23 protein-coding genes, 1 tRNA gene and 1 pseudogene are annotated in these 20,680 nt (G+C 69.7%); 7 read left to right on the top strand and 18 right to left on the bottom strand.

Annotated elements, in window-relative coordinates; genetic code table 11:
- Positions 1 to 103 precede the first annotated feature (103 nt).
- The gene (locus OO70_RS17665; protein WP_043671342.1) at positions 104 to 400 is read left to right on the top strand and encodes a Dabb family protein; all 297 of its coding nucleotides are present in this window, start codon (positions 104 to 106) and stop codon (positions 398 to 400) included.
- A gap of 153 nt (positions 401 to 553) precedes the next feature.
- Complete coding sequence (locus tag OO70_RS17670; protein WP_043671343.1) at positions 554 to 1,348, top strand: SDR family NAD(P)-dependent oxidoreductase; 795 nt, start codon at positions 554 to 556, stop codon at positions 1,346 to 1,348.
- A gap of 16 nt (positions 1,349 to 1,364) precedes the next feature.
- On the opposite strand, the gene OO70_RS54635 is transcribed toward OO70_RS17670, so the two are convergent.
- On the bottom strand, positions 1,365 to 1,538 hold the full coding sequence (locus tag OO70_RS54635; protein WP_158711488.1) for a hypothetical protein: 174 nt from the start codon (positions 1,536 to 1,538) through the stop codon (positions 1,365 to 1,367).
- A gap of 37 nt (positions 1,539 to 1,575) precedes the next feature.
- Positions 1,576 to 1,938, bottom strand: coding sequence for a PRC-barrel domain-containing protein (locus tag OO70_RS17675; protein ID WP_043671345.1), 363 nt, complete (start codon positions 1,936 to 1,938; stop codon positions 1,576 to 1,578).
- Between the two features lie 327 nt (positions 1,939 to 2,265).
- Between OO70_RS17675 and OO70_RS17680 the strand changes: the two genes are divergently transcribed.
- Positions 2,266 to 3,285, top strand: coding sequence for a DNA-directed RNA polymerase subunit alpha (locus tag OO70_RS17680; RefSeq protein ID WP_043671347.1), 1,020 nt, complete (start codon positions 2,266 to 2,268; stop codon positions 3,283 to 3,285).
- Positions 3,286 to 3,474: 189 nt separating this feature from the next.
- Positions 3,475 to 4,272: an IclR family transcriptional regulator gene (locus OO70_RS17685; RefSeq protein ID WP_199827331.1), complete on the top strand. Its 798-nt coding sequence runs from the start codon at positions 3,475 to 3,477 to the stop codon at positions 4,270 to 4,272.
- A 7-nt stretch (positions 4,273 to 4,279) separates the two neighbouring features.
- Here the strand turns inward: OO70_RS17685 and OO70_RS17690 are convergent, their stop codons facing one another.
- The 6 genes and pseudogenes from OO70_RS17690 to OO70_RS17710 form a co-directional block, all read right to left on the bottom strand.
- A complete protein-coding gene (locus OO70_RS17690) occupies positions 4,280 to 5,410 on the bottom strand; it encodes an aromatic ring-hydroxylating oxygenase subunit alpha (protein ID WP_043671350.1) in 1,131 nt (376 codons plus the stop codon).
- Positions 5,411 to 5,487: 77 nt separating this feature from the next.
- On the bottom strand, positions 5,488 to 6,657 hold the full coding sequence (locus OO70_RS17695; RefSeq protein WP_043671353.1) for an NAD(P)/FAD-dependent oxidoreductase: 1,170 nt from the start codon (positions 6,655 to 6,657) through the stop codon (positions 5,488 to 5,490).
- On the bottom strand, positions 6,654 to 7,016 hold the full coding sequence (locus OO70_RS17700) for a bifunctional 3-phenylpropionate/cinnamic acid dioxygenase ferredoxin subunit (RefSeq protein ID WP_019069625.1): 363 nt from the start codon (positions 7,014 to 7,016) through the stop codon (positions 6,654 to 6,656). Before OO70_RS17700 ends, OO70_RS17695 begins: the two co-directional genes overlap by 4 nt.
- A gap of 159 nt (positions 7,017 to 7,175) precedes the next feature.
- A complete protein-coding gene (locus OO70_RS56035; protein ID WP_234336879.1) occupies positions 7,176 to 7,805 on the bottom strand; it encodes an MBL fold metallo-hydrolase in 630 nt (209 codons plus the stop codon).
- Between the two features lie 48 nt (positions 7,806 to 7,853).
- Positions 7,854 to 8,747: pseudogene (locus OO70_RS56040) on the bottom strand (S-(hydroxymethyl)mycothiol dehydrogenase); the annotation flags it as partial.
- A gap of 112 nt (positions 8,748 to 8,859) precedes the next feature.
- The gene (locus tag OO70_RS17710) at positions 8,860 to 9,366 is read right to left on the bottom strand and encodes a TetR/AcrR family transcriptional regulator (RefSeq protein WP_043672688.1); all 507 of its coding nucleotides are present in this window, start codon (positions 9,364 to 9,366) and stop codon (positions 8,860 to 8,862) included.
- A gap of 169 nt (positions 9,367 to 9,535) precedes the next feature.
- Here OO70_RS17710 and OO70_RS17715 point away from each other — a divergent pair, with 169 nt between their 5' ends.
- The gene (locus OO70_RS17715) at positions 9,536 to 10,978 is read left to right on the top strand and encodes an aldehyde dehydrogenase (protein WP_043671356.1); all 1,443 of its coding nucleotides are present in this window, start codon (positions 9,536 to 9,538) and stop codon (positions 10,976 to 10,978) included.
- An 88-nt stretch (positions 10,979 to 11,066) separates the two neighbouring features.
- Here OO70_RS17715 and OO70_RS17720 read toward each other — a convergent pair.
- Positions 11,067 to 11,143, bottom strand: a tRNA-Pro gene (locus OO70_RS17720).
- 159 nt (positions 11,144 to 11,302) lie between these two features.
- Between OO70_RS17720 and OO70_RS17725 the strand changes: the two genes are divergently transcribed.
- Both OO70_RS17725 and OO70_RS17730 read left to right on the top strand, forming a co-directional pair.
- A complete protein-coding gene (locus OO70_RS17725) occupies positions 11,303 to 12,010 on the top strand; it encodes a thiamine pyrophosphate-dependent enzyme (RefSeq protein ID WP_043671359.1) in 708 nt (235 codons plus the stop codon).
- 69 nt (positions 12,011 to 12,079) lie between these two features.
- Positions 12,080 to 13,000, top strand: coding sequence for a transketolase family protein (locus OO70_RS17730; RefSeq protein WP_043671361.1), 921 nt, complete (start codon positions 12,080 to 12,082; stop codon positions 12,998 to 13,000).
- A gap of 35 nt (positions 13,001 to 13,035) precedes the next feature.
- On the opposite strand, the gene OO70_RS17735 is transcribed toward OO70_RS17730, so the two are convergent.
- The 9 genes from OO70_RS17735 to OO70_RS17775 all read right to left on the bottom strand — a co-directional run bounded on the left by OO70_RS17735 (position 13,036) and on the right by OO70_RS17775 (position 20,676).
- The gene (locus tag OO70_RS17735; protein ID WP_234336861.1) at positions 13,036 to 14,457 is read right to left on the bottom strand and encodes an MFS transporter; all 1,422 of its coding nucleotides are present in this window, start codon (positions 14,455 to 14,457) and stop codon (positions 13,036 to 13,038) included.
- 151 nt (positions 14,458 to 14,608) lie between these two features.
- Complete coding sequence (locus tag OO70_RS17740; RefSeq protein ID WP_043672694.1) at positions 14,609 to 14,968, bottom strand: MmcQ/YjbR family DNA-binding protein; 360 nt, start codon at positions 14,966 to 14,968, stop codon at positions 14,609 to 14,611.
- Between the two features lie 30 nt (positions 14,969 to 14,998).
- On the bottom strand, positions 14,999 to 15,544 hold the full coding sequence (locus OO70_RS17745; protein WP_043671364.1) for a GNAT family N-acetyltransferase: 546 nt from the start codon (positions 15,542 to 15,544) through the stop codon (positions 14,999 to 15,001).
- A complete protein-coding gene (locus OO70_RS17750; protein WP_043671369.1) occupies positions 15,541 to 16,122 on the bottom strand; it encodes a helix-turn-helix domain-containing protein in 582 nt (193 codons plus the stop codon). The genes OO70_RS17745 and OO70_RS17750 overlap by 4 nt, the downstream gene beginning before the upstream one ends.
- Before the next feature lie 35 nt (positions 16,123 to 16,157).
- Complete coding sequence (locus OO70_RS17755) at positions 16,158 to 17,060, bottom strand: LysR family transcriptional regulator (RefSeq protein WP_043671372.1); 903 nt, start codon at positions 17,058 to 17,060, stop codon at positions 16,158 to 16,160.
- Between the two features lie 40 nt (positions 17,061 to 17,100).
- On the bottom strand, positions 17,101 to 18,294 hold the full coding sequence (locus OO70_RS17760) for a glycine C-acetyltransferase (protein WP_043671375.1): 1,194 nt from the start codon (positions 18,292 to 18,294) through the stop codon (positions 17,101 to 17,103).
- A gap of 55 nt (positions 18,295 to 18,349) precedes the next feature.
- Positions 18,350 to 19,378, bottom strand: a complete 1,029-nt coding sequence (gene tdh / locus OO70_RS17765) for an L-threonine 3-dehydrogenase (RefSeq protein ID WP_043672697.1) — start codon at positions 19,376 to 19,378, stop codon at positions 18,350 to 18,352.
- A gap of 194 nt (positions 19,379 to 19,572) precedes the next feature.
- A complete protein-coding gene (locus OO70_RS17770; protein WP_043671381.1) occupies positions 19,573 to 19,947 on the bottom strand; it encodes a YybH family protein in 375 nt (124 codons plus the stop codon).
- Positions 19,948 to 19,962: 15 nt separating this feature from the next.
- The gene (locus OO70_RS17775; RefSeq protein ID WP_043671384.1) at positions 19,963 to 20,676 is read right to left on the bottom strand and encodes an SDR family NAD(P)-dependent oxidoreductase; all 714 of its coding nucleotides are present in this window, start codon (positions 20,674 to 20,676) and stop codon (positions 19,963 to 19,965) included.
- Positions 20,677 to 20,680 lie beyond the last annotated feature (4 nt).

The raw sequence follows: 20,680 nt of genomic DNA on the forward strand, positions 1-20,680 counted from the left end.
CCCGAAGGGCTCGTCGGCGCGTCGCCCCTCGTGGTGAACCGAGTCGTGGGACGCCCCGTAGTCGACCACGTTCACCGCATCCGGCTCGGCACCAGGAGGGGAAATGATCCGGAACATCGTCTTCTTCCAGCTCAACGAAGGCCTCACGCGGGTATCTCCGGAGGTGGTGGAGGGCTTCGAGCTCGTGCGGAACCTCGACCGGGAAATCCCCGAGATCCGCCAGTGGGAGGTGGGATGGCATGTGTTCGACGAGACACCCGCCTCCTACGACTTCGCCCTGAACAGCCTCTTCGACGACACCGCCGCCTTCCAGCGGTACTTCAACCACCCTGCGCACCTGGCCGCCATCGCCCACTGGGTGCACCACGCCTCATGGGTGGTCGTCGACATGCACGTCTAGTGGATGCCGATGGCGGCAGTGGGCATACGACTCCGAAGCCGGCCGCGCCCGTCGGCGTCGGCCGGAGTGGCGGGCCCTTCGCGCTGCCGCCAGGCTGACGGCAGACGGACCGGCACGCAGGACGGACACACGCGACAAGAGGACTGGTTCCCCATGCAGATCGACCTGACCGGACGCACCGCCCTGGTGACGGGCTCGACGCAGGGCATCGGCGCGGCGATCGCCGCCGGACTCGCGCGCTCCGGTGCCCGCGTGGGGGTGAACGGCCGGAACGAGCAGCGGGTCGCGGAGGGCGTGGCGCGGCTGGCGAAGGAGGTGCCCGGCGCCTCCTTCGTCCCGGTGGCCGCCGACGTGACCAACGAGGAGGGCGCGCAGCGCGTCCTGGAGGCGCTGCCGGAGGTGGACGTCCTCGTCAACAACCTCGGCATCTTCGGCTCCGCCGACCCGCTGGAGATCAGCGACGAGGAGTGGCGGCGCTATTTCGAGGTGAACGTGCTGGCCGCGGTACGGCTGACCCGGATGTATCTGCCGGGCATGACGGAGCGCGGCTGGGGCCGGATCCAGTACATCGCCAGCGACTCGGCGGTCGTCATCCCGGCCGAGATGATCCACTACGGCATGTCCAAGACGGCGCTCCTCGCCGTCGGCCGGGGCTTCGCGAAGCAGGCGGCGGGCACGGGTGTGACGGTCAACTCGGTCATCGCCGGCCCCACCCACACCGGCGGTGTCGAGGACTTCGTCTACGAACTCGTCGACCGCGAGCTGCCCTGGGACGAGGCCCAGCGCGAGTTCATGCGGAAGCACCGGCCGCAGTCCCTGCTGCAACGGCTGATCGAGCCCGAGGAGATCGCGCACATGGTCGTGTACCTCAGCTCCGACCAGGCATCGGCCACGACAGGCGGGGCGCTGCGGGTCGACGGCGGTTACATCGACTCGATCCTGCCCTGACGGGCCGACCTCGGCTTCAGCGAATGGGGCGGCTGCCGGAGCGCCGGGACCAGCGCACGGCGACGAGGGCCAGAGCCGCCACGAGAACGGCGATGCCGATCACCAGCAGGTAGCCCAGGCCGTGCGCGGCCACCCCGACGATTCCCAGCACGAGGGCGATCAGGACGAGCAGCAGGAAGAGAACCATCACGGAACACCACCCTTCAGACGTGGGGTTGAACAGCGGGTCAGCGGCGAGCGAGTTGCCGCTCTCCGCCCGCGCCGGGCCGGTAGTCCATACCGTAGTGCTGGAAGATCGCCTCCTCCCCCTCGGCCGGCAGGATGTCGTCCGTGCCGATCGACGGCGCCTTCTTCACCAGCGCCTTCGCGTAGGTGACCTTGACGTAGTCGGGTCCGAGGACCGCGTCGTCGAGGGGAACGAAAGCCAGTCGTTGACGCGTGGGCAGTCCGATGCGGACGGTGGCCATGGCCGACTCGTCGGTGGCGGTGTCCACGTAGACCGATTCGAGCACGCCGATCTTGTGCCCCTCGGAGTCGACGACGTTGCGGTTGCGCCACTCGCGGATATCGGCCGCGTGGATCGTTTTCATGTTCTGTCTCCTGAGCGCCGGTCCAGAACGGGTTCCCCCTCGATCGTCTCTGACACCACAGCCGAACCCGGCAAAAGGTGCGCGTCAGGTGGGTCGGGCGCGCTGCCGGAGCAGGTACCCGCCGACGACCGGAGCGGGCCCGGAGCGGGCAGCGCCAGGGCGCGCGGAAGTCGTAGGCTGGTGTCCGGTACCCTTCCGGTCTCCTCTCCTGGTCGGGAGACGGGTGGTTCGGCCACGGCGGAGACCGTATCGCTCGCGCCGCCCCGTACCCTTCGTGGTGTCCACGGCGTCACATAGCGGGCGCCAAACCACTGGAGGCAACACCCCGTGCTGATTGCTCAGCGTCCGTCCCTGACCGAAGAAGTTGTCGACGAGTTCCGCTCCCGGTTCGTCATCGAGCCGCTGGAGCCGGGCTTCGGCTACACCCTCGGGAACTCCCTGCGTCGTACGCTCCTGTCCTCGATCCCGGGTGCGGCGGTCACCAGCATCCGGATCGACGGTGTCCTGCACGAGTTCACCACCGTGCCGGGCGTCAAGGAAGACGTCACCGACCTGATCCTCAACATCAAGCAGCTCGTCGTCAGCAGCGAGCAGGACGAGCCTGTCGTGATGTACCTGCGCAAGCAGGGCCCGGGTCTGGTCACCGCCGCCGACATCGCGCCCCCGGCCGGTGTCGAGGTGCACAACCCCGACCTCGTCCTCGCCACGCTCAACGGCAAGGGCAAGCTGGAGATGGAGCTGACCGTCGAGCGCGGTCGCGGCTACGTCTCGGCTGTTCAGAACAAGCAGGTGGGCCAGGAGATCGGCCGTATCCCGGTCGACTCCATCTACAGCCCCGTGCTGAAGGTCACGTACAAGGTCGAGGCGACCCGTGTCGAGCAGCGCACCGACTTCGACAAGCTGATCGTCGACGTCGAGACGAAGCAGGCCATGCGGCCGCGTGACGCCATGGCGTCGGCCGGCAAGACCCTGGTCGAGCTGTTCGGTCTCGCCCGCGAGCTGAACTTCGACGCCGAGGGCATCGACATGGGCCCGTCCCCCGTGGACGCCGCTCTTGCCGCCGATCTCGCCCTGCCGATCGAGGAGTTGGAGCTCACGGTCCGCTCCTACAACTGCCTCAAGCGCGAGGGCGTCCACTCGGTGGGCGAGCTGCTGGCGCGTTCCGAGGCCGACCTGATGGACATCCGCAACTTCGGTGCGAAGTCCATCGACGAGGTCAAGGAGAAGCTGGCCGGCATGGGCCTCGGTCTCAAGGACAGCCCGCCCGGACTGAACCTGACGGCCGCCACCGACACCTACGGCGCCGACGACGTGGACGCGGGCTTCGTGGAGACCGAGCAGTACTGACCGCTGCGCTGCGCCGGCCGTGGAGACGCTCCGCGGACGGGGACAGGGAATCCCCCACACTGTCCCCTGCCCGGAGGGAAACCTCGGCCGGGCCGGCGCCCCACGTCAACCGCCCGTTACCAGCCGAAAGAACCTGCTCAGAGTCCCAAACGTAAACGGCTTGTACCGCACTACGCGTATAGTTTCGCTGTGAGCAACTACAGTCCAGATACTGAAACAACAGGTTCGCAGTCCGGCGGAGTTCAGTCCGTGGACCGTGCCATCAGCGTGCTGGAGATCCTGGCCCAGCGTGGCGAGGCCGGTGTCAGCGAGGTGGCCGGCGAGATCGATGTTCACAAGTCGACGGCGTTCCGGCTGCTCGGGGCCCTGGAGGCACGGGGGTTGGTGGAGCAGGCCGGCGAACGCGGCAAGTACCGGCTGGGGTTCGGGATCGTACGGCTGGCCGGCGCGGTCACCGGACGTATCGACATCACCCAGCAGGGCCGCCCGGTCTGCGAGCGCCTCGCCGAGGACATCGGCGAGACCGTCAACATCGCCGTCATGCAGGAGCAGTACGCGATCAACCTGTACGAGGTGCGCGGCCCCGGCGCCGTCACCGCGCACAACTGGGTAGGAGAACTCACCCCGTTGCACGCCACCTCCAGCGGCAAGGTCCTGCTGGCCCACCTGCCCGCGAAGGAGCGCGCCACGCTGCTCGCGGAGGCCGGCCTGAAGAAGGTGACCCCGCACACCATCACCTCGAAGACGAAGCTCGAGAAGAACCTCGCCGAGGCCCGGGAGCGCGGATACGCCTGGACCCTGGAGGAGTTGGAGGTCGGGCTGCACGCCGTGGCCGCCCCGGTGCGCAACCGGGACGGCGAGGTCATCGCGGCGGTGAGCGCCTCGGGACCGGCGTACCGCTTCACCGAGGAGCGGCTGCACGAACTCGCCCCGGTGCTGGTCAAGGGCGCCGAGGAGATCAGCCACCGCATGGGCTACCTGGGCTGAACCGACGTCACCCCTGCTGAATCCCCAGGCGCTCGTTCACCCAGTCATGGAAGGCGCCGATGTGGTGCTCGCTGGGCACCAGCACCCCGCCCTTGGCGTACATCCGGGAACTCATCCCGGGCTGGGTGCGCTCGCAGGCCTCGAAGTCCTGGCGGTTGACCCGGTCGAAGAGTTCCACGGACCGGCTGACGTCCTTGCCGCTCTCGACGACGTGCGGGAGATAGAGCCAGTCGCACTCGACGATCGTGCGGTCGACGGCCACCGGGTACATCCGGTGGAAGATCACGTGATCCGGGACGAGGTTGATGAACACCTGCGGCTTGATGGTGATCGCGTAGTAACGGCGGTCCTGGTCGTCGCTCACCCCTGGAATGCGGTCGAGTCCTTCCGAGCCGTCCACGGTGAATCCCTGGACCTCCTCACCGAACTCCGCGCCGTGGCCGACGTAGTACTGCGCGGCGTAGCCGTCGGCGAACTCCGGTAGTACCTCGGTGAGTTCGGGGTGGATCGTGGCGCAGTGGTAGCACTCCATGAAGTTCTCGATGATGAGCTTCCAGTTGGCCTTCACGTCGTAGACGATGCGCTTGCCCACCGAGAGGTGGTCGACGTCGTAGTGCTCCAGGGACTCCACGTCGCCGAGCCGGGTGACGACCTCGCTGATGACGTCCTCGTCGAACGACGGCGGGTTCTCCGCCAGGTTGACCCACACATAGCCGAGCCATTCGCGGACGGCGACACTCACCAGCCCGAACTCGGTGCGGCCGACGTCGGGCATCTTCGTGAGGTTGGGCGCCGCGACGAGCTTGCCGTTCAGGTCGTACGTCCAGGCGTGGTACGGGCATTGGAAGGCCCGTTTCACCTCGCCGGCCTCCTCCGTGCACAACTTCGCGCCGCGGTGTCGGCAGACGTTGAAGTAGGCGCGTATCGAGTTGTCGCGGGCACGCGTGATCAGGATGCTCTCGCGGCCCACGTCGACGGTCCGGAAGGCGCCGGGCTTGGCCAGGTCCGAGGAGCGCACGACGCAGAACCACATCGTCTCGAAGATGCGTTCCTGCTCCTGGGCGAAGATTTCCGGGTCCGTGTAGGCGGAACCGGGCAGGGTGGCGATCAGGCTGTCCGGCAGGCTGGTCGAGGTCACAGAGCACTCCTCGGAGAACGTCGTGGGTCGGTCATTCACGCGCCGGGAAGAGCGACTCCGGACGGCGTAGGTACGGTTCAACTCACCCTGGCGGCAAGCTGTTTGCGCCACCGCATGAACAGCCGCGGCTGGTTCATCGCGAGCACGGCGACCGGCTGCCCGGCACACCGGTAGACGGCGAGGAAACTGCGGTCGCCCGGGGCGCCCTCCTCGACGGTCACACTGTCGGCGCCGGCCGCATGACCGGCGAACTGGATCTTCACGCCGTACTGGTCCGACCAGAAGTACGGCGGCCGCGGCGCCCCCGCCTCCACCGCACCCCACGACAACAATGCGGCCACGGCCGCCTCGGGCCGCTCCCGCGCACCGGTCCAGTGCTCCACCCGCCGGTGGAACCCCGCCTGCGGGTCGTACCAGGAAGCACAATCGCCTACGGCGACCACACCCGCGACGCTGGTACGGCCGTCGGCACCGCACTTGACGCCGTTGTCGAGCTCGACGCCGGAGCCCTCCAGCCACTCGACACACGGCCGAGCGCCGACACCGACGACGACGATGTCCGCGGGGACGGTTCGCCCGTCCTCCAGCAGCACGGCGTCGACCCGGTCCTCGCCGCTCAGCCCTTTGACCCCGACACCGCACAACAGCCGTACGCCGTGGGCCTCGTGGAGGGCGGAGACGACGCCGCCCATGGTCTCGCCGAGCGGTCCCGCGAGGGGGGTCGGTGCCGCCTCGATCACCGTCACGTCGAGTCCGAGGGCGTACGCGGTGGAGGCGACCTCGGCGCCGATGAACCCGCCGCCGATCACCACCAGCCGTCCGCCCAGGGCGAGTTCGTCGCGCAGGGCGCGGGCGTCGTCCAGGGTGCGCAGGGTGTGCACGCCGGCCAGTCCGTCCGTGCCGGGCAGGTTCCGCGCCACCGCGCCGGTCGCGACGACGACGCCGTCGGCCCGGACCTCCCGCCCGTCGTCGAGCACCAGGACCCGCTCCGTGCCGTCGACTTGGAGGGCGACGGCACGCACACCGAGCAGCCACTCGGCCCGCAGATCCTCGTCGTCCGTCTCCAGCAGGAGGTCGGCCTCGCCGACAGTGCCGGCCAGGAACTCCTTGGACAACGGCGGCCTGTCGTACGGGCGATGGGCTTCGTCGCCGATGACGACGAGCCCTCCGTCGTAGCCCTGTTTCCGCAGCGAGCGCGCCGCCGACAGCCCTGCCAGCGAGGCGCCCACCACGGCCACGGTCCTCACGCGGGTCCTCCGGCGAGCCGGGACGCGACGCAGGGCGGCAGGTTCGGGGCGTCCGTGGACGGCACGACGTAGATCATGCCGTCCTGGACGAGCACCTCGTGGGTACGCACCGGGCGCTTGGCCGGCGGGGCGTCGACGGCTCCCGTCCGCAGGTCGAACTTCGAAGCGTGCAGCGGGCATTCCACCTCGCAGCCCTCCAGCCAGCCGTCGGCGAGCGAGGCGTCCTGGTGGGTGCACGTGTCGTCGATGGCGAAGACCTCGCCGTCGTCGGTGTGGAACACCGAAACCGGCGGATCGATGTCGAGCCGGTAGGCCTCGCCTCGCGGCAGATCCACGAGAAGGCACGCGGGAATCATCATGACACCTCGGTGCGTATAGCGAAACGGATTGCGGTAAGCGCAACGTCAGTTTGAGGGCGGCCCCAAACCCTTGTCAAGGCATCCTGAGGGCGGTTGGACCGCCGCCCGAGTGTTGCTTTTCACGCAACAGCGTGCGCGACAAGCAACACCGGGAAGGGTTCAGAACCCTCGGTCGATCCACTCCTGAAGATGCGGAGCCTCGGCGGCGACGGTGGTCGTGTCCCCATGACCGGTGTGCACGACGGTGCCGCCCGGCAGACCGAGCAGCCGCTCCCGGATCGAGTCGACGATGGTCGGGAAATCGCTGTACGACCGCCCTGTGGCCCCTGGCCCGCCCGCGAAGAGCGTGTCACCGCTGAAGAGGGCGTTCAGCCCCGGCGCGTACAGACACACGGCACCGGGCGCATGACCGGGCGTGTGCAGCACGGTCAGCTCGACCCCGGCCACCTCCACGACCTGTCCGTCGTCCAGTTCCCCGTCGGGTGACCGATCCGGGTGGGTCTGTTTCCACAGCGGCAGGTCGTCGGGATGCAGCAGGATCGGAGCGCCGGTGCGGTCGGCGAGAGCCGGGGCGGCGTCGATGTGGTCGTTGTGGGCGTGGGTGCAGATGATCGCGGCCAGCCGGCGGTCGCCGATCGCCTCCGCGATGGCGTCGGCGTCATGGGCGGCGTCGATGACGACGACCTCGTGGTCGTCGCCGACGATCCACACGTTGTTGTCGACGCCCCAGGTGCCGCCGTCGAGCGTGAACTGCCCGGAGGTGACGAGGTGTTCGATGCGCGCGGCCATCAGAACACCACCACCGAACGCAGCACATCGCCGCCGTGCATCCGCTCGACCGCGCCCGAAGACGTCCAGGAGCGGGAGTTCGAGCTTCATCTCCGGGGTGGGCACACCGACGAGGACAACCGTCCCGGCGAGATCACGGGCGTAGAAGGCCTGCTTGTACGTCTCCGGGCGGCCGACCGCCTCGATGACGACATCCGCGCCGAAGCCACCGGTCAGCTCCCGGATCGCCTCGACGGGGTCGGACTCCTTGGAGTTGACGGCGTGCGTGGCGCCGAGGGAGCGGGCCTTCTCCAGTTTCCGGTCGTCGATGTCCACGGCGATGATCCGCGCCGCCCCCGCGAGCCGGGACCCGGCGATCGCCGCGTCACCGACCCCGCCACAACCGATGACGGCGACACTGTCACCGCGTCCGACGTTGCCGGTGTTGATGGCCGCGCCGATGCCGGCCATCACGCCGCAGCCGAGCAGTCCGGCGGCGGCAGCCGACGCGGCGCGGTCGACCTTGGTGCACTGTCCCGCCGCGACCAGCGTCTTCTCGGCGAAGGCGCCGATGCCGAGGGCCGGAGAGAGTTCGGTGCCGTCGAGCAGGGTCATCTTCTGCTTGGCGTTGTGGGTGTTGAAGCAGTACTGCGGCCGTCCGCGCCGACAGGCCCGGCAATTCCCGCACACGGCACGCCAGTTGAGGATCACGAAGTCACCGGGGGCGACATCGGTGACGCCCTCCCCCACCGACTCCACGACACCGGCGGCCTCGTGCCCCAGCAGGAACGGGAACTCGTCGTTGATGCCGCCCTCGCGATAGTGCAGATCGGTGTGGCAGACCCCGCAGGCCTCGACCTTCACCAGCGCCTCACCCGGACCGGGATCGGGGACGACGATCGTCTCCAGGCTGACGGGGGCACCCTTCCCCCGCGCGACGACAGCACGGACCTGGTGAGTCATGGCCACTCCTCCGCTGGTACGAGACCTGAGCGATACGTTGCTCATTACGGCACGCTTCTCACGTGTCGCAACACAGCATCATGGAGGGCCGAACGGGGGTCAAGGATCCGGGTCAGCGCACCCCGTCGGCGTCTCCGCCGCCGAGCCCCCGCAGAAAGGTGTCGACGACCATGTCGGCGGCCTGGGCGGCACTGTGGTCGGGCAGCTGCTGCGAGGCCAGGTGCATGAGCTGCGGCAGCAGTGAACTCGCCCATGCCGCAGGGATGTCGGCACGCAGGAGACCTTCGTCGGTGGCGCGCTGCAGGAAGGTGTCGACCTCCCGGATCAGGACGTCACGCCGCTCGCGGATGGTCTCGTCGGCCTTCATCCGGGCGAGTTCCACGGGCCAGGTGCGATTGACGCCGATGATCCCCTCGACATACCGGTGCAGGGCCACGGCGACGGGAGCCTCGCGCAGCCTGGCGTCCTCGGTGGCCCGCTCGATCGCCTCGACGCGGGCCTCGTAGATGGCCGCCAGCAGTTCCTCGCGGGAAGCGAACCGCCGGTAGACGGTGCGCCGGTCGACACCGGCCTCAGCGGCGATCGCGGCGATGCTCGCGCCCGGATCGGCGGCGAGCATGCGCGCACCGGTGGTCAGGACGGCTTCGAGGTTGCGTACGGCGTCGGCTCTCACGCAGCGAAGTATAGCCCGCTATCACCACACGCATGAGGCGATGCTTCATCTAAGTGCTACATTGAAGTGACAGATACCGAAAACGATCACCCCTCAACTCCTCGGGAGAGAGCACATGATCACCTACGACCGACTCTTCATCGCGGCTTCGTGGACCGCACCGAGCAACCCCGAGCTGCTCGACATCCGCTCGCCGCACGACCGGACGGTCATCGGCCGGGCCGCGCAGGCCGGCACCGCCGACGTGGACCGCGCCGTGGCCGCAGCCCGCGCCGCCTTCGACGAGGGCCCCTGGCCCCGCACGGCACCCGCCGAACGCATCGCCGTCGTCCGGCGGCTCAACGCGCTGCGCGAGGCCGACGCCGAGAGGATCGCCGCGCTCATCTCCGCGGAAAACGGCTCGGCCGGCTGGTTCACGCTGGCCGGGCAGCCGGGGCTGGGACGGCAGGCGGGCGCCTACCTCAAGGCGGCCGAGGAACTCGGCTGGGAGGAGTCCCTGACGCCGTCCGACCCCGACTCCCCCACCCGGAGCGTGCTGCGGCGCGAACCCATCGGTGTCGTGGCCGCCGTCATTCCGTGGAACTCCCCGTTCTCGGCGGCCCTGGCCAAGCTCATCCCCGCACTGCTGGCCGGGAACACCGTCGTACTGAAGGTGTCCCCGGAGAACTCGCTGAGCATGGGCTTCCTCGCCGAACTGCTGGAGCGGGCCGGCCTGCCGGAGGGCGTGGTCAGCGTCCTGCCCGCCGACCGGAAGACCAGCGAGTACCTCGTGTCGCACCCCGATGTGGACAAGATCGCGTTCACCGGCTCGACCCGGGCCGGCCGCAGGATCGCGTCCATCGCGGGCGAGCAGCTGAAGCGGGTCAGCCTGGAGCTGGGCGGCAAGTCGGCCGCCGTCGTCCTGGACGACGCCGACGTCGAACAGGCCGTGCAGGGGCTGAAGTTCGCCTCCCTGCTGAACAACGGCGAGGCATGCATCGCACAGACCCGCGTCCTCGCCCCGCGCAGCCGGTACGAGGAAGTCGTCGCCGCTCTCAAGACCCTCGTCGAGTCGCTCAAGGTCGGCGACCCGAGCGACCCCGACACCTTCATCGGCCCGATGGTCCGCCCCGACCAGCAGCAGCGCGTGCGCGACTACATCGAACTCGGCATCAAGGAAGGCGCTCGGCTCGTCACCGGCGGTCCCCAGGTGCCGCCCGGCCTCGAAGGCGGCAACTACGTCACCCCTACCGTCTTCGCCGACGTGGACAACGCGATGCGCATCGCACAGGAGGAGATCTTCGGCCCGGTCCTGGTCGTCATCCCCTATGACGACGAGGACGACGCCGTGCGCATCGCCAACGACTCCGAGTACGGCCTCTCCGGTGGGGTGTGGTCCGCCGACCAGGACCGCGCGCTCGCCGTCGCCCGCCGCCTGCGTACCGGCACGGTCACCGTGAACGGCGCGCCCATCGCCTTCGACGGCCCCTTCGGCGGCTACAAGGCCAGCGGCATCGGCCGCGAGTACGGCGCCGTGGGGCTCGCCCAGTACGTCGAGTACAAGACGGTCACCCTGTGACCGTCACACTCCATCGACCTACGCCTGCGAACACAGAAAAGACCGCTTTCCCATCGCTGAGAAAACGGCCTCCGACCCGCTGCAAAGCTGGTCGGGACGACAGGATTTGAACCTGCGACCCCTTGACCCCCAGTCAAGTGCGCTACCAAGCTGCGCCACGTCCCGTTGCCCATCTGACCTGGGATTTCCCCTGGCCGAACGCGCATGGAAACAATACCGCACTCGCATCGGTGATCGCGCACGCCTTTATTCGGGGCCACCTGCCGGCCGAGTTCCCGCCCACCCCTTGACCTGAAGTTTGGTTGAGGTTGGACGATCGCCCTCATGACCATCACCACGGAACACAGCCGCCCGTACACGCACGGCGACCTGCCCCGGCTCATGGGGCTGATGACCGGCGACGAGAAACACGGCCCGGCGGCGACCTCGACGCTGGACGTGCTGTGGGTGCTCTACGACCGGGTCCTACGGGTCGGCCCGGAGCGGATGGACGACCCCGGGCGGGACCGGTTCCTGCTCTCCAAGGGGCACGGGCCGATGGCGTACTACGCCGTACTGGCCGCCAAGGGATTCGTGCCGGTGGAGTGGCTCCCGGACTTCGGTTCCTACGACTCGCCGCTCGGCCACCACCCCGACCGGGTGCTGGTGCCGGGCGCCGAGATCGGCAGCGGGTCGCTGGGGCACGGGCTGCCGATCGCCGTCGGGACGGCGCTGGGGCTGCGCGCCCAGGGGCTCGCCGAGCCGCGGGTCTGGGTGCTGGTCGGGGACGCCGAACTGGACGAGGGCAGCAACCACGAGGCCATCGCCTTCGCCGGGCCCGCCGGGCTGGACCGGCTGCACACCGTCGTCGTCGACAACTCCTCCGCCAGCCACGCCCGGCCCGGCGGTATCGCCGCCCGTTTCGAGGCGGCGGGCTGGTCCGCGATCACGGTCGACGGCCGCGATCACGACGCGCTGTACGCCGCCTTCACCGCTCCGCACCCCGGCCGACCGCAGGTGGTCGTGGCCCGGGTGGAACCCAAGTCCGCCTGATCACCCGTCCCTGATCATCCGTCCAGCCAGCCTGCCATTCAGCAGCTGTTCCAGAAGGGCTTCCTCTCCATGGACACCATGCGTGACCGTTTCGCCCCGGTCGTCTCCCGGCTGCTCGACGAGGACCCACGCCTCGCGGTCGTCCTCGCCGAGATCGGCAGGGACGGCTTCACCGAGGCCCAACTCCGCCATCCCGACCGGGTGATCAACGTCGGCATCCGCGAGCAACTCCTCGTCGGGGCGGGCGCGGGACTCGCCCTGACCGGCATGCGCCCGATCGTGCACACCTTCGCCGGCTTCCTCGTCGAGCGGCCCTTCGAGCAACTCAAGCTGGACCTCGGACATCAGGACGTCGGCGCGGTACTGGTGAGCGCGGCGGCCTCCTTCGACTGGCCCGCCGGCGGGTTCACGCACATGGCTCCGGGCGACGTGGCCCTCCTCGACACTCTCGACGGCTGGACCGTGCACGTGCCGGGCCACCCGGACGAGGCCGAGACCCTGCTACGGCACGCGGTCGCCGCAGGCGACGACAAGGTGTACGTACGGCTGTCCGTCCAGTCGAACCCGGAGGCTCTTCCGGTCGACGGCGAGCGCTTCCTCACCGTCCGCGAGGGCCGCGCGGGTGTGGTCGTCGCCGTCGGTCCGATGCTCGACGCCGTGCTGGCCGCAACGGAGGGCCTCGACATCACCGTCCTGTACGCCACGACCGTACGGCCCTTCGACGCGACCGCACTGCGCCGGGCCACGCGGACGGCCGGGACGGACGTCGTCCTCGTCGAGCCGTACCTGGCCGGCACCTCGACGCCGGCCGCGAACGACGCACTCGCCGACGTGCCCCACCGCGTACTCGGCCTGGGCGTGGGCCGCGCCGAACTCCGCCGCTACGGCACCCTCACGGAACACCTGACCGCCCACGGCCTCGACGCGCGAACCCTGCGCGAACGGATCGCCGGCTTCACCGGGAACGGGCCGACGACAGCGCGAGGCTGAGCGAGCCCGGCGTACGCCAACACCCGCACCCGCCGTCAACTCTCTTGCGGGCACGCCCGTTCACGTATCGCCGCATCGCTCGGGTTACTCGGGCCGCTCGGACCGACCGCGATCGCGTCGGCGCGTATCAGGTCGCGGATGGCAGGCACCAGGAGCAGGGCGATCGGCACCACGAGGCTCATCGCGCCCGCGACGAGCAGTACGTGGTCGGCGCCGATACCCGCGGCCGCAGGACCCGCCAGTGCCTGGCCGACCGGCATCATCGCGAGGGAGCCCGCCACGTCGTAGGCGTGGATGCGGTTGAGGACGTCCGGTGGGACCTGTGTCTGGACGCTGGTCGCCCACATCACGCCCCAGAAGGACATGCCCGCCCCGGCGACAGCGGCTCCGGCCGCCATGGCCGGTACGCCGAGCCCTGCTCCGACGGTCGCCGGGAAGCCGGCGAAGGCGAACAGGGCGATCGCACCGGCGCGCAGCATCCGGCGGGGGCGCAGCCGCAGGGCCAGGAGTCCGCCTACGACGGTGCCCGCGCCGAGGGCCGAGTTGACCAGGCCGTAGGCGCGCGGGCCGTGCTGTTGCACCACCTCTGTCGCCACGAGCGGCACGGTCGGACCCCATACGGCGATCATGTAGAGGCACCAGACGGCGATGACTCCCCAGAGCCAGGTACGGGATCTGAACTCCCGCCATCCCTCGACGAGATCGGCCTTGAAGGCGCCCGTCCCGTGCCCGGGCTCGCGGCTGCCCGGCGCGAGTGGGGGCAGCCGGAGCAGCAGGAGGCAGAGGGCGCTCACGGCGTAGGTGGCGGCGTGGGCCGCGAACACGCCGCCGGGCGAGGCGAATCCGACGAGCAGGCCCGCCACGGCCGGACCCGCCAACTGGGCTGCGGACTCGGCGATGCGTATCGCGCCGTTCGCGCCCTGGATGTCGGAGGCGAGTCTCGGCACCGTACTCGCCACGCCGGGCTGGAACACCGCGCCCGCCACGCCGTTGACGAAGCCGATCGCGCAGATCTGCCAGAGCACGACATGGCCGGTGAAGAAGAGTGCGGCGGCGAGGGACTGGGTGCCGAGGCGCACCAGGTCTGCGCCGATCATCAGCTTGCGGGTGCTGAAGCGGTCGGCGATCACACCGCCGAAGACGACGAGTCCCGCGAAGGCGGCGGCCGTGGAGGCCATGGCAAGGCCGACCGCGCCCGCGCCGTACCCGTGTTCCAACAGGCCTGCGGCGAGGGCCACGGGCAGCATGGTGTCGCCGAGCCGGGCGATGGCGCGGGCCACGAAGAACAGCGCGAAGTCCCTTGACCAGACGGGCCGTTCGCCACCCTCGGCGCCTCTTTTCACAACCCCGACGGCTCCGGCTCCGGCAACGATGTCATCGCCTCCGCCGGCCGCCCCGCCGGGCGCCGATTCGAACCCCGCCGACTCGCGTGCCGGATCCGATGCCGTCCCCGTCATCCCCCACCGCTCCCTCCCCGGCCGCCGCCCCCGATGCGCCCCGCCGGTGCCATGAACTCCCGTCCAGGTGGGAGCCGGATCCCCCTCCGCCCCGGCTCCCACTCCTGTCTTCGGATGATGCCACGCACCACTGACAACGCCCGAGGGAATTTCAGTCGCTGGACGGCAGGCCCAACTCCGGGTAGGACTCCAGGAGTCGGGGCGGGGCCGCCTGGCGCCAGGAGTCGGCGAGGATGTCGCGCAGTTCCTCCTCGCTGTCCAGCGCGGCGAGGCGGGCCCGGACCCAGGCGAAGCCCGCCTCGTGGTCGGCGACCCAGAACTTCTCCGGCTCGGCCAGCACCAGTTCGTCGCGCTCCTCCTTGGGACAGCGCACGGCGATGGAGGTCTCCTCCTCGGGCACCGTGACGAACATCTTCCCGGCGACCCGAAAAGTGGGCATGTTCCAGGCGATCTTCTCCGTCGTGTCCGGGAGGGAGAGGGCGATACGGCGTACGTCTTCAGCATCCGGCATGACACGCAACATAGCGGCCGGCACTGACAATCACCTGGTGGGAGTGCCTGCCCTCAGATACTCCCCCACGCACTTGTAGTAGAGCGTCGTCGGCCGGAGCACCCCGTCCGGGCTCGCCGCGTAGTCCGGGATCACGCCGGCCCGGGTCCAGCCGGCCGAGCGGTACAGGTGCTCGGCGGGGCTGTCGGTCTCGGTGTCCAGATGGAGGAGGGTGATGCCGGCGGCGACGGCCGCGTCCTCGGCGATGGTCAGGAGCCGACGGCCGAGGCCCTCTCCCCTGGCCTCCCGGTGCACCATCAGCTTGACCAGTTCGGCGCGGTGGCGGCTGTTGGGCTTGTCCGGGAAGGCCAGGCTCACGGTGCCGACGACCCGCTCGCCGCTCGACGCCGCCCACACGGCGAGTTGGCCGACGGCCACACCGTCGGCGCGCTCCCGCCACCAGTCGACGGCAGCCGCCCGGTCGAGCGGGGCGAGGAAGCCGACCGAGGCGCCGTCGTCGACAGTGTCGATCAGCAGGTTCGCCAACTCGTCGACGGCGGCGAGCAGTTGAGTGACATCCAGACGCGTCACCTTCACGGCAGCACCACCGCCAGCACGTAACGCACGCTGCCAGGCCCCGGGCATCGGAACCGCGTCGGCCCCCACACCCGCAACCGCAGACAGTCACCGGCGTCGAGATGGTGCTCGACATCCTGGGCCGTCACCTCGATGGCGCCTTCCAGGACCCAGATGTGCTGTTCCAGACCGGGTACGGGCGGCCGGTCGTAGGCGATGTCGGCGCCCGCGCCGAGCCGTCCCTCGACCAGTTCGCCGCGCAGCCCGGTGTGCGGGGGCGACACGGATCGTCGTAGGAAACCGGAGGTGCGGTCCTCCCACACCGGTTGCTCGGCGGCACGGATCAGCAGGGCGGGCTCGGTCTCCACCTCGCTGAGGAGTTGGGACATGGTGCGGCCGTAGACACCGCAGAGGCGGTTGAGGAGGGAGGCGGTGGGGCTGATCTCGGCGCGTTCGGCCCGCGACAGGGTCGAACGGCTCACCCCGCTGCGTTCCGCCAACTCCCCCAGGGACCAGCCGCGTTCGGCCCGTAGTTCGGCAAGGCGGGTGCCGAGCCGGGCGTCCATGGGGTCGGCGGTCCCCGTTTCCTCCTGTTTCATATTCGGGACGGTATCCCGGATATGAGACGACGAGGTTACGTCCGGCCCACTTCTTCCAGCGCTTCCAGCACCGGTCGGATCAGCGGGTGCTCCTCCGTGCCGCGTCGTACGGCCGCGAAGACCCGGCGGGTCGGCGCCACTCCGTCGACGGGGCGGACGACCACGCCCGTCAGGTCCATGCCGCGCAGCGCCGAGCGGGGGACGAGGGCCACGCCCGCGTCGGCCGACGCGAGGGCGACGACGGCGCGGAAGTCGTCGGAGGAGTGTTCGAGGCGGGGCTGGAATCCGGCGTTCTCGCAGGCCAGGACGGTGACCTCGTGGCAGGGGTTGCCGGGGTACGGGCCGATCCACGGGTCCTTGGCCAGTTCGGCGAGGGGGATCTCGGCGGCGTCGGCGAGGCGGTGGGTGAGCGGGACGACCACGTCGAACGGCTCGGCGTAGAGCGGAACATGGATCAGGCGCGGATCGTCGGCGGGCGGGGCCCCGCGGTACTCGACGGCGACCGCGACATCCACCTGCCGGTCCAGCACCATCGGCAGACTGGCGTCGCCCTCGGCGTCCTGGACCCGGAGGCGGATGCCCGGTGCGAGGAGAGACAGCCGGGACACCGCGGGTGCTACGACCTGTGCGATGCCCGTCGCGAACGCGGCCACCGTGACCGTGCCGGCCGCGCCCGAGCTGTACGCGGCGAGTTCCGCCTCGGCCCGTTCCAGCTGGGCCAGGACCACGTTGGTGTGGCTGAGCAGGATCTCGCCGGCCGGGGTCAGCCGTACGCCCTTGGCGCCGCGCTCGACCAGGCGGTGGCCGGTCTCCTGCTCCAGGGCGGCGAGCTGCTGGGACACCGCCGAGGGGGTGAGGTACAGCGCGGCGGCTGCCGCCGTCACGGTGCGGTGGTCGGCCACCGCACGGAGGATGTGGAGCCGCCGCGCTTCGATCATGGGACCGATTATCGCAATATGTCCAACCTGCTGAAACCGCTCAGGCTTCCAGTTCCGCCCGCGCCGCCACGAACGCGTCGACCGCCCGGTTCACGTCCTCCGTCGAGTGTGCGGCGGAAAGCTGGACGCGGATACGGGCCTTGCCCTGCGGGACGACCGGGTACGAGAACCCGATCACGTACACCCCCCGCTCGAGCAGCAGTTCCGCCATCCGCCCGGCCACCGCCGCGTCACCGATCATCACGGGTGCGATCGCATGGTCACCGGGGAGGACGTCGAAGCCTTCCTCGGTCATCCTCCGGCGGAACAACGCCGTGTTCTCGGCGAGTTGGACGCGCAGGTCGTCCGCCGACTCCAGCAGGTCGAGCACCTTGAGCGACGCCGCCGCGATCACCGGGGCCAGGGTGTTCGAGAAGAGGTACGGCCGTGAGCGCTGGCGGAGCAGGGCGACGATCTCGGCGCGGGCGGCGACGTAACCGCCGGAGGCGCCGCCGAGTGCCTTGCCGAGGGTGCCGGTGATGATGTCGACGCGGTCCATGACGCCGTGCAGTTCGGGGGTGCCCCGGCCGCCGGGACCGACGAAACCGACGGCGTGGGAGTCGTCGACCATGACCATCGCGTCGTAGCGGTCGGCGAGGTCGCAGATGTCGCGCAGCGGGGCGACGTAACCGTCCATGGAGAAGACGCCGTCGGTGACGATCAGCTTGCGCCGGGCGCCCGCCGTTTCCTTCAATTGCTGTTCCAGGTCTGCCATGTCGCGGTTCGCGTACCGGTAGCGGCGGGCCTTGGAGAGGCGGATGCCGTCGATGATCGACGCGTGGTTGAGGGCGTCGGAGATGACCGCGTCCTCCGGGCCCAACAGGGTTTCGAAGACACCGCCGTTGGCGTCGAAGCAGGAGGAGTAGAGGATCGTGTCCTCCTGGCCGAGGAACGCGGACAGGCGGGCCTCGAGTTCCTTGTGCACCTCCTGGGTTCCGCAGATGAAGCGCACGGAGGCCATTCCGTAGCCCCAGCGGTCGAGGGCCGCGTGGGCGGCGGCGACGACCTCGGGGTGGTCGGCGAGGCCGAGGTAGTTGTTGGCGCAGAAGTTGAGGACCTCGCCGGGGTGACCGCCCGCGGTCACGTTCACGGTCGCGGACTGCGGGGAGCCGATCACGCGCTCGGGCTTGTGGAGTCCGGCGGCGCGGATCTCGTCGAGGGTGGTGCGGAGGTCGTCGCGCACGGAGTCGAACATGGGGGAAGCTCCTAAAGTTCCTTCACCAAAAGGGAGTTACGCGGTCGGAAGGGAGTTACGCGGTCCAGTCCAGGATGACCTTGCCGCCACGTCCGCTCGCCGCGTCCGCGAACGCCGCCTCGAAGTCGCGGTAGCCGTACCGGCCGGTGATCACGGGCGCGAGGTCGAGGCCGCCTTCCAGCAGTACCGACATCGCGTACCACGTCTCGAACATCTCACGGCCGTAGATGCCCTTGATGGTGAGCATCGAGGTGACGATGCGGGACCAGTCGACCGGGAACTCCTGGGAGGGCAGTCCCAGCATGGCGATCCGGCCGCCGTGCGTCATGTTGGCGATCATGTCGCGCATGGCCTCGGGTCGGCCGGACATCTCCAGGCCGATGTCGAAGCCCTCGCGGAGTCCCAACTCCCGCTGACCGTCGGCGATCTGAGCGTCCGTCACATTCAGCGCGAGGCTCACGCCGATCTTCCGGGCGAGGGCGAGGCGCTCCTCGCTCACGTCGGTCACCATGATGTTCCGCGCGCCGGCGTGCCGGGCAACTGCCGCCGCCATCAGGCCGATCGGGCCCGCGCCGGTGATCAGTACGTCCTCGCCGACCAGGGGGAACGACAGCGCGGTGTGGACGGCGTTGCCGAACGGGTCGAAGATCGCGGCGACATCGAGGTCGACGGGGACGCGGTGCACCCACACGTTGGCGGCGGGCAGCACGACGTACTCCGCGAAGGCCCCGTCCCTGCCGACGCCGAGCCCGACCGTGGCGCGGCACAAGTGGCGGCGCCCGGCAAGGCAGTTGCGGCACCTGCCGCACACCAGGTGGCCCTCGCCGCTCACGCGGTCGCCGGCCGTGATGTCGACGACGTCACGGCCGGTCTCCACCACCTCGCCGACGAACTCGTGCCCGAGCACGAGGGGGGTACGGATCGTCTGCTGCGCCCAGCCGTCCCAGGACCGGATGTGCAGGTCGGTGCCGCAGATCCCGGTCCGCAGGACCTTGATCAGTACGTCGCCGGGTCCGACGGCGGGCTCCGGGACGTCCACGAGCCACAGCCCGGGCTCCGCCTTCTCCTTGACCAGCGCCTTCAACGCCACGGCTCCTGAGGGTAGGTCCCGGGGCCGGGCACGATCCGGGCATGCCGGACGAGCCCGTTCCAGGGGTGGGGGTGGATTCTGCTAGCAATCTGCCCCACCGGAGCGCCCCGGTCCATCGAGGTTTTCTTAAGCCGTGCCGCAGCTTTCCTTCACACCTGGCACCTTCACACCGGCCGCCTTCACGTCCGTCACCCGTCGAGCCGCGACACCTGGTAGTGGGCGATGTACCAGCCGTCCGTCAACCGCTTCACCAGCACGGCGAGCTTGACGTCGACCGGCGGCCGGTCGGTGAACGTGAACTCCGTGTCCAGATAGCCGAGTACGAGGTCGTCGGCGTACCGCCGGGTCTCCAGGATCCGGTAGGCGGCCTTCATCCCGAGCGGCTGGGAGGCGTAGTACTCGGCGACGCCGGGTCGGCCGACGCCGTAGGGGTGCAGCCCCTGGAAGATCGCGTCCTCGGTGAAGAGCCGGGCCACCTCCTCCGGTTCGTGGGCGTCGACGGCCGCTTTCCACGGCTCCAGGACGCCGCGCAGGACGAGTTCGTCGTCGTTCGTGGTGTTCATCTCCGTCGACCTTTCTCAGTGACCGGCGCTCATACCGCCGTCGACATGCAGGATCTCGCCGGTGACGAAGGGGGCGTTCTCCAAGAAGACCACGGCGTCGACGATGTCGCCCACCTCGCCCATCCGGCCGACCGGGTGCAGGCCGGCGAGGCCCTCGTGGGTCTCCTCCGGGTGCATCGGGGTCTTGATGGTGCCCGGCGACACGGCGTTGGCGCGGATGCCGCGCGTGGCGTACTCGATGGCGAGAGACTTGGTGGCGGACTGCAGGCCGCCCTTGGTCAGCGAGGCCAGTGCGGAGGGGACACGGGCGTCCGCGTTGTCGACCAGGCTGGTGGTGATGTTGATGATGTGGCCGCCGCCCTGGGTGAGCATGTGCCCGATGGCCAGCTGGGTGATCCGGAAGAACCCGGTCATGTTGATGCCGATCACGCTCGCGTAGTCGTCGGCCGTGTAGTCGGTGAACGGCTTGGCGACGAAGACGCCCGCGTTGTTGACCACCGTGTCGATGCGGCCGAACCGCTCGATGGCGGCGGCCACGACCCGCTCGGCGGTGGCCGGGTCGGCGATGTCGCCCTGGACGGTCACGACGTCCGCGTCGTCGGCAGGGGCGATCGCGCGTGAGGTGGCGACGACCGCGTAGCCGAGCTTGCGGTAGGCCTCGACGACGCCGGCTCCGATGCCCTGCGAGGCACCGGTGACGATCGCGACCTTCTGGTTCTGAGTGCTCATGACG

Origin of the sequence: Streptomyces xylophagus, from assembly GCF_000716435.1 — a bacterium.
GTDB classification, from domain to species: domain Bacteria; phylum Actinomycetota; class Actinomycetes; order Streptomycetales; family Streptomycetaceae; genus Streptomyces; species Streptomyces xylophagus.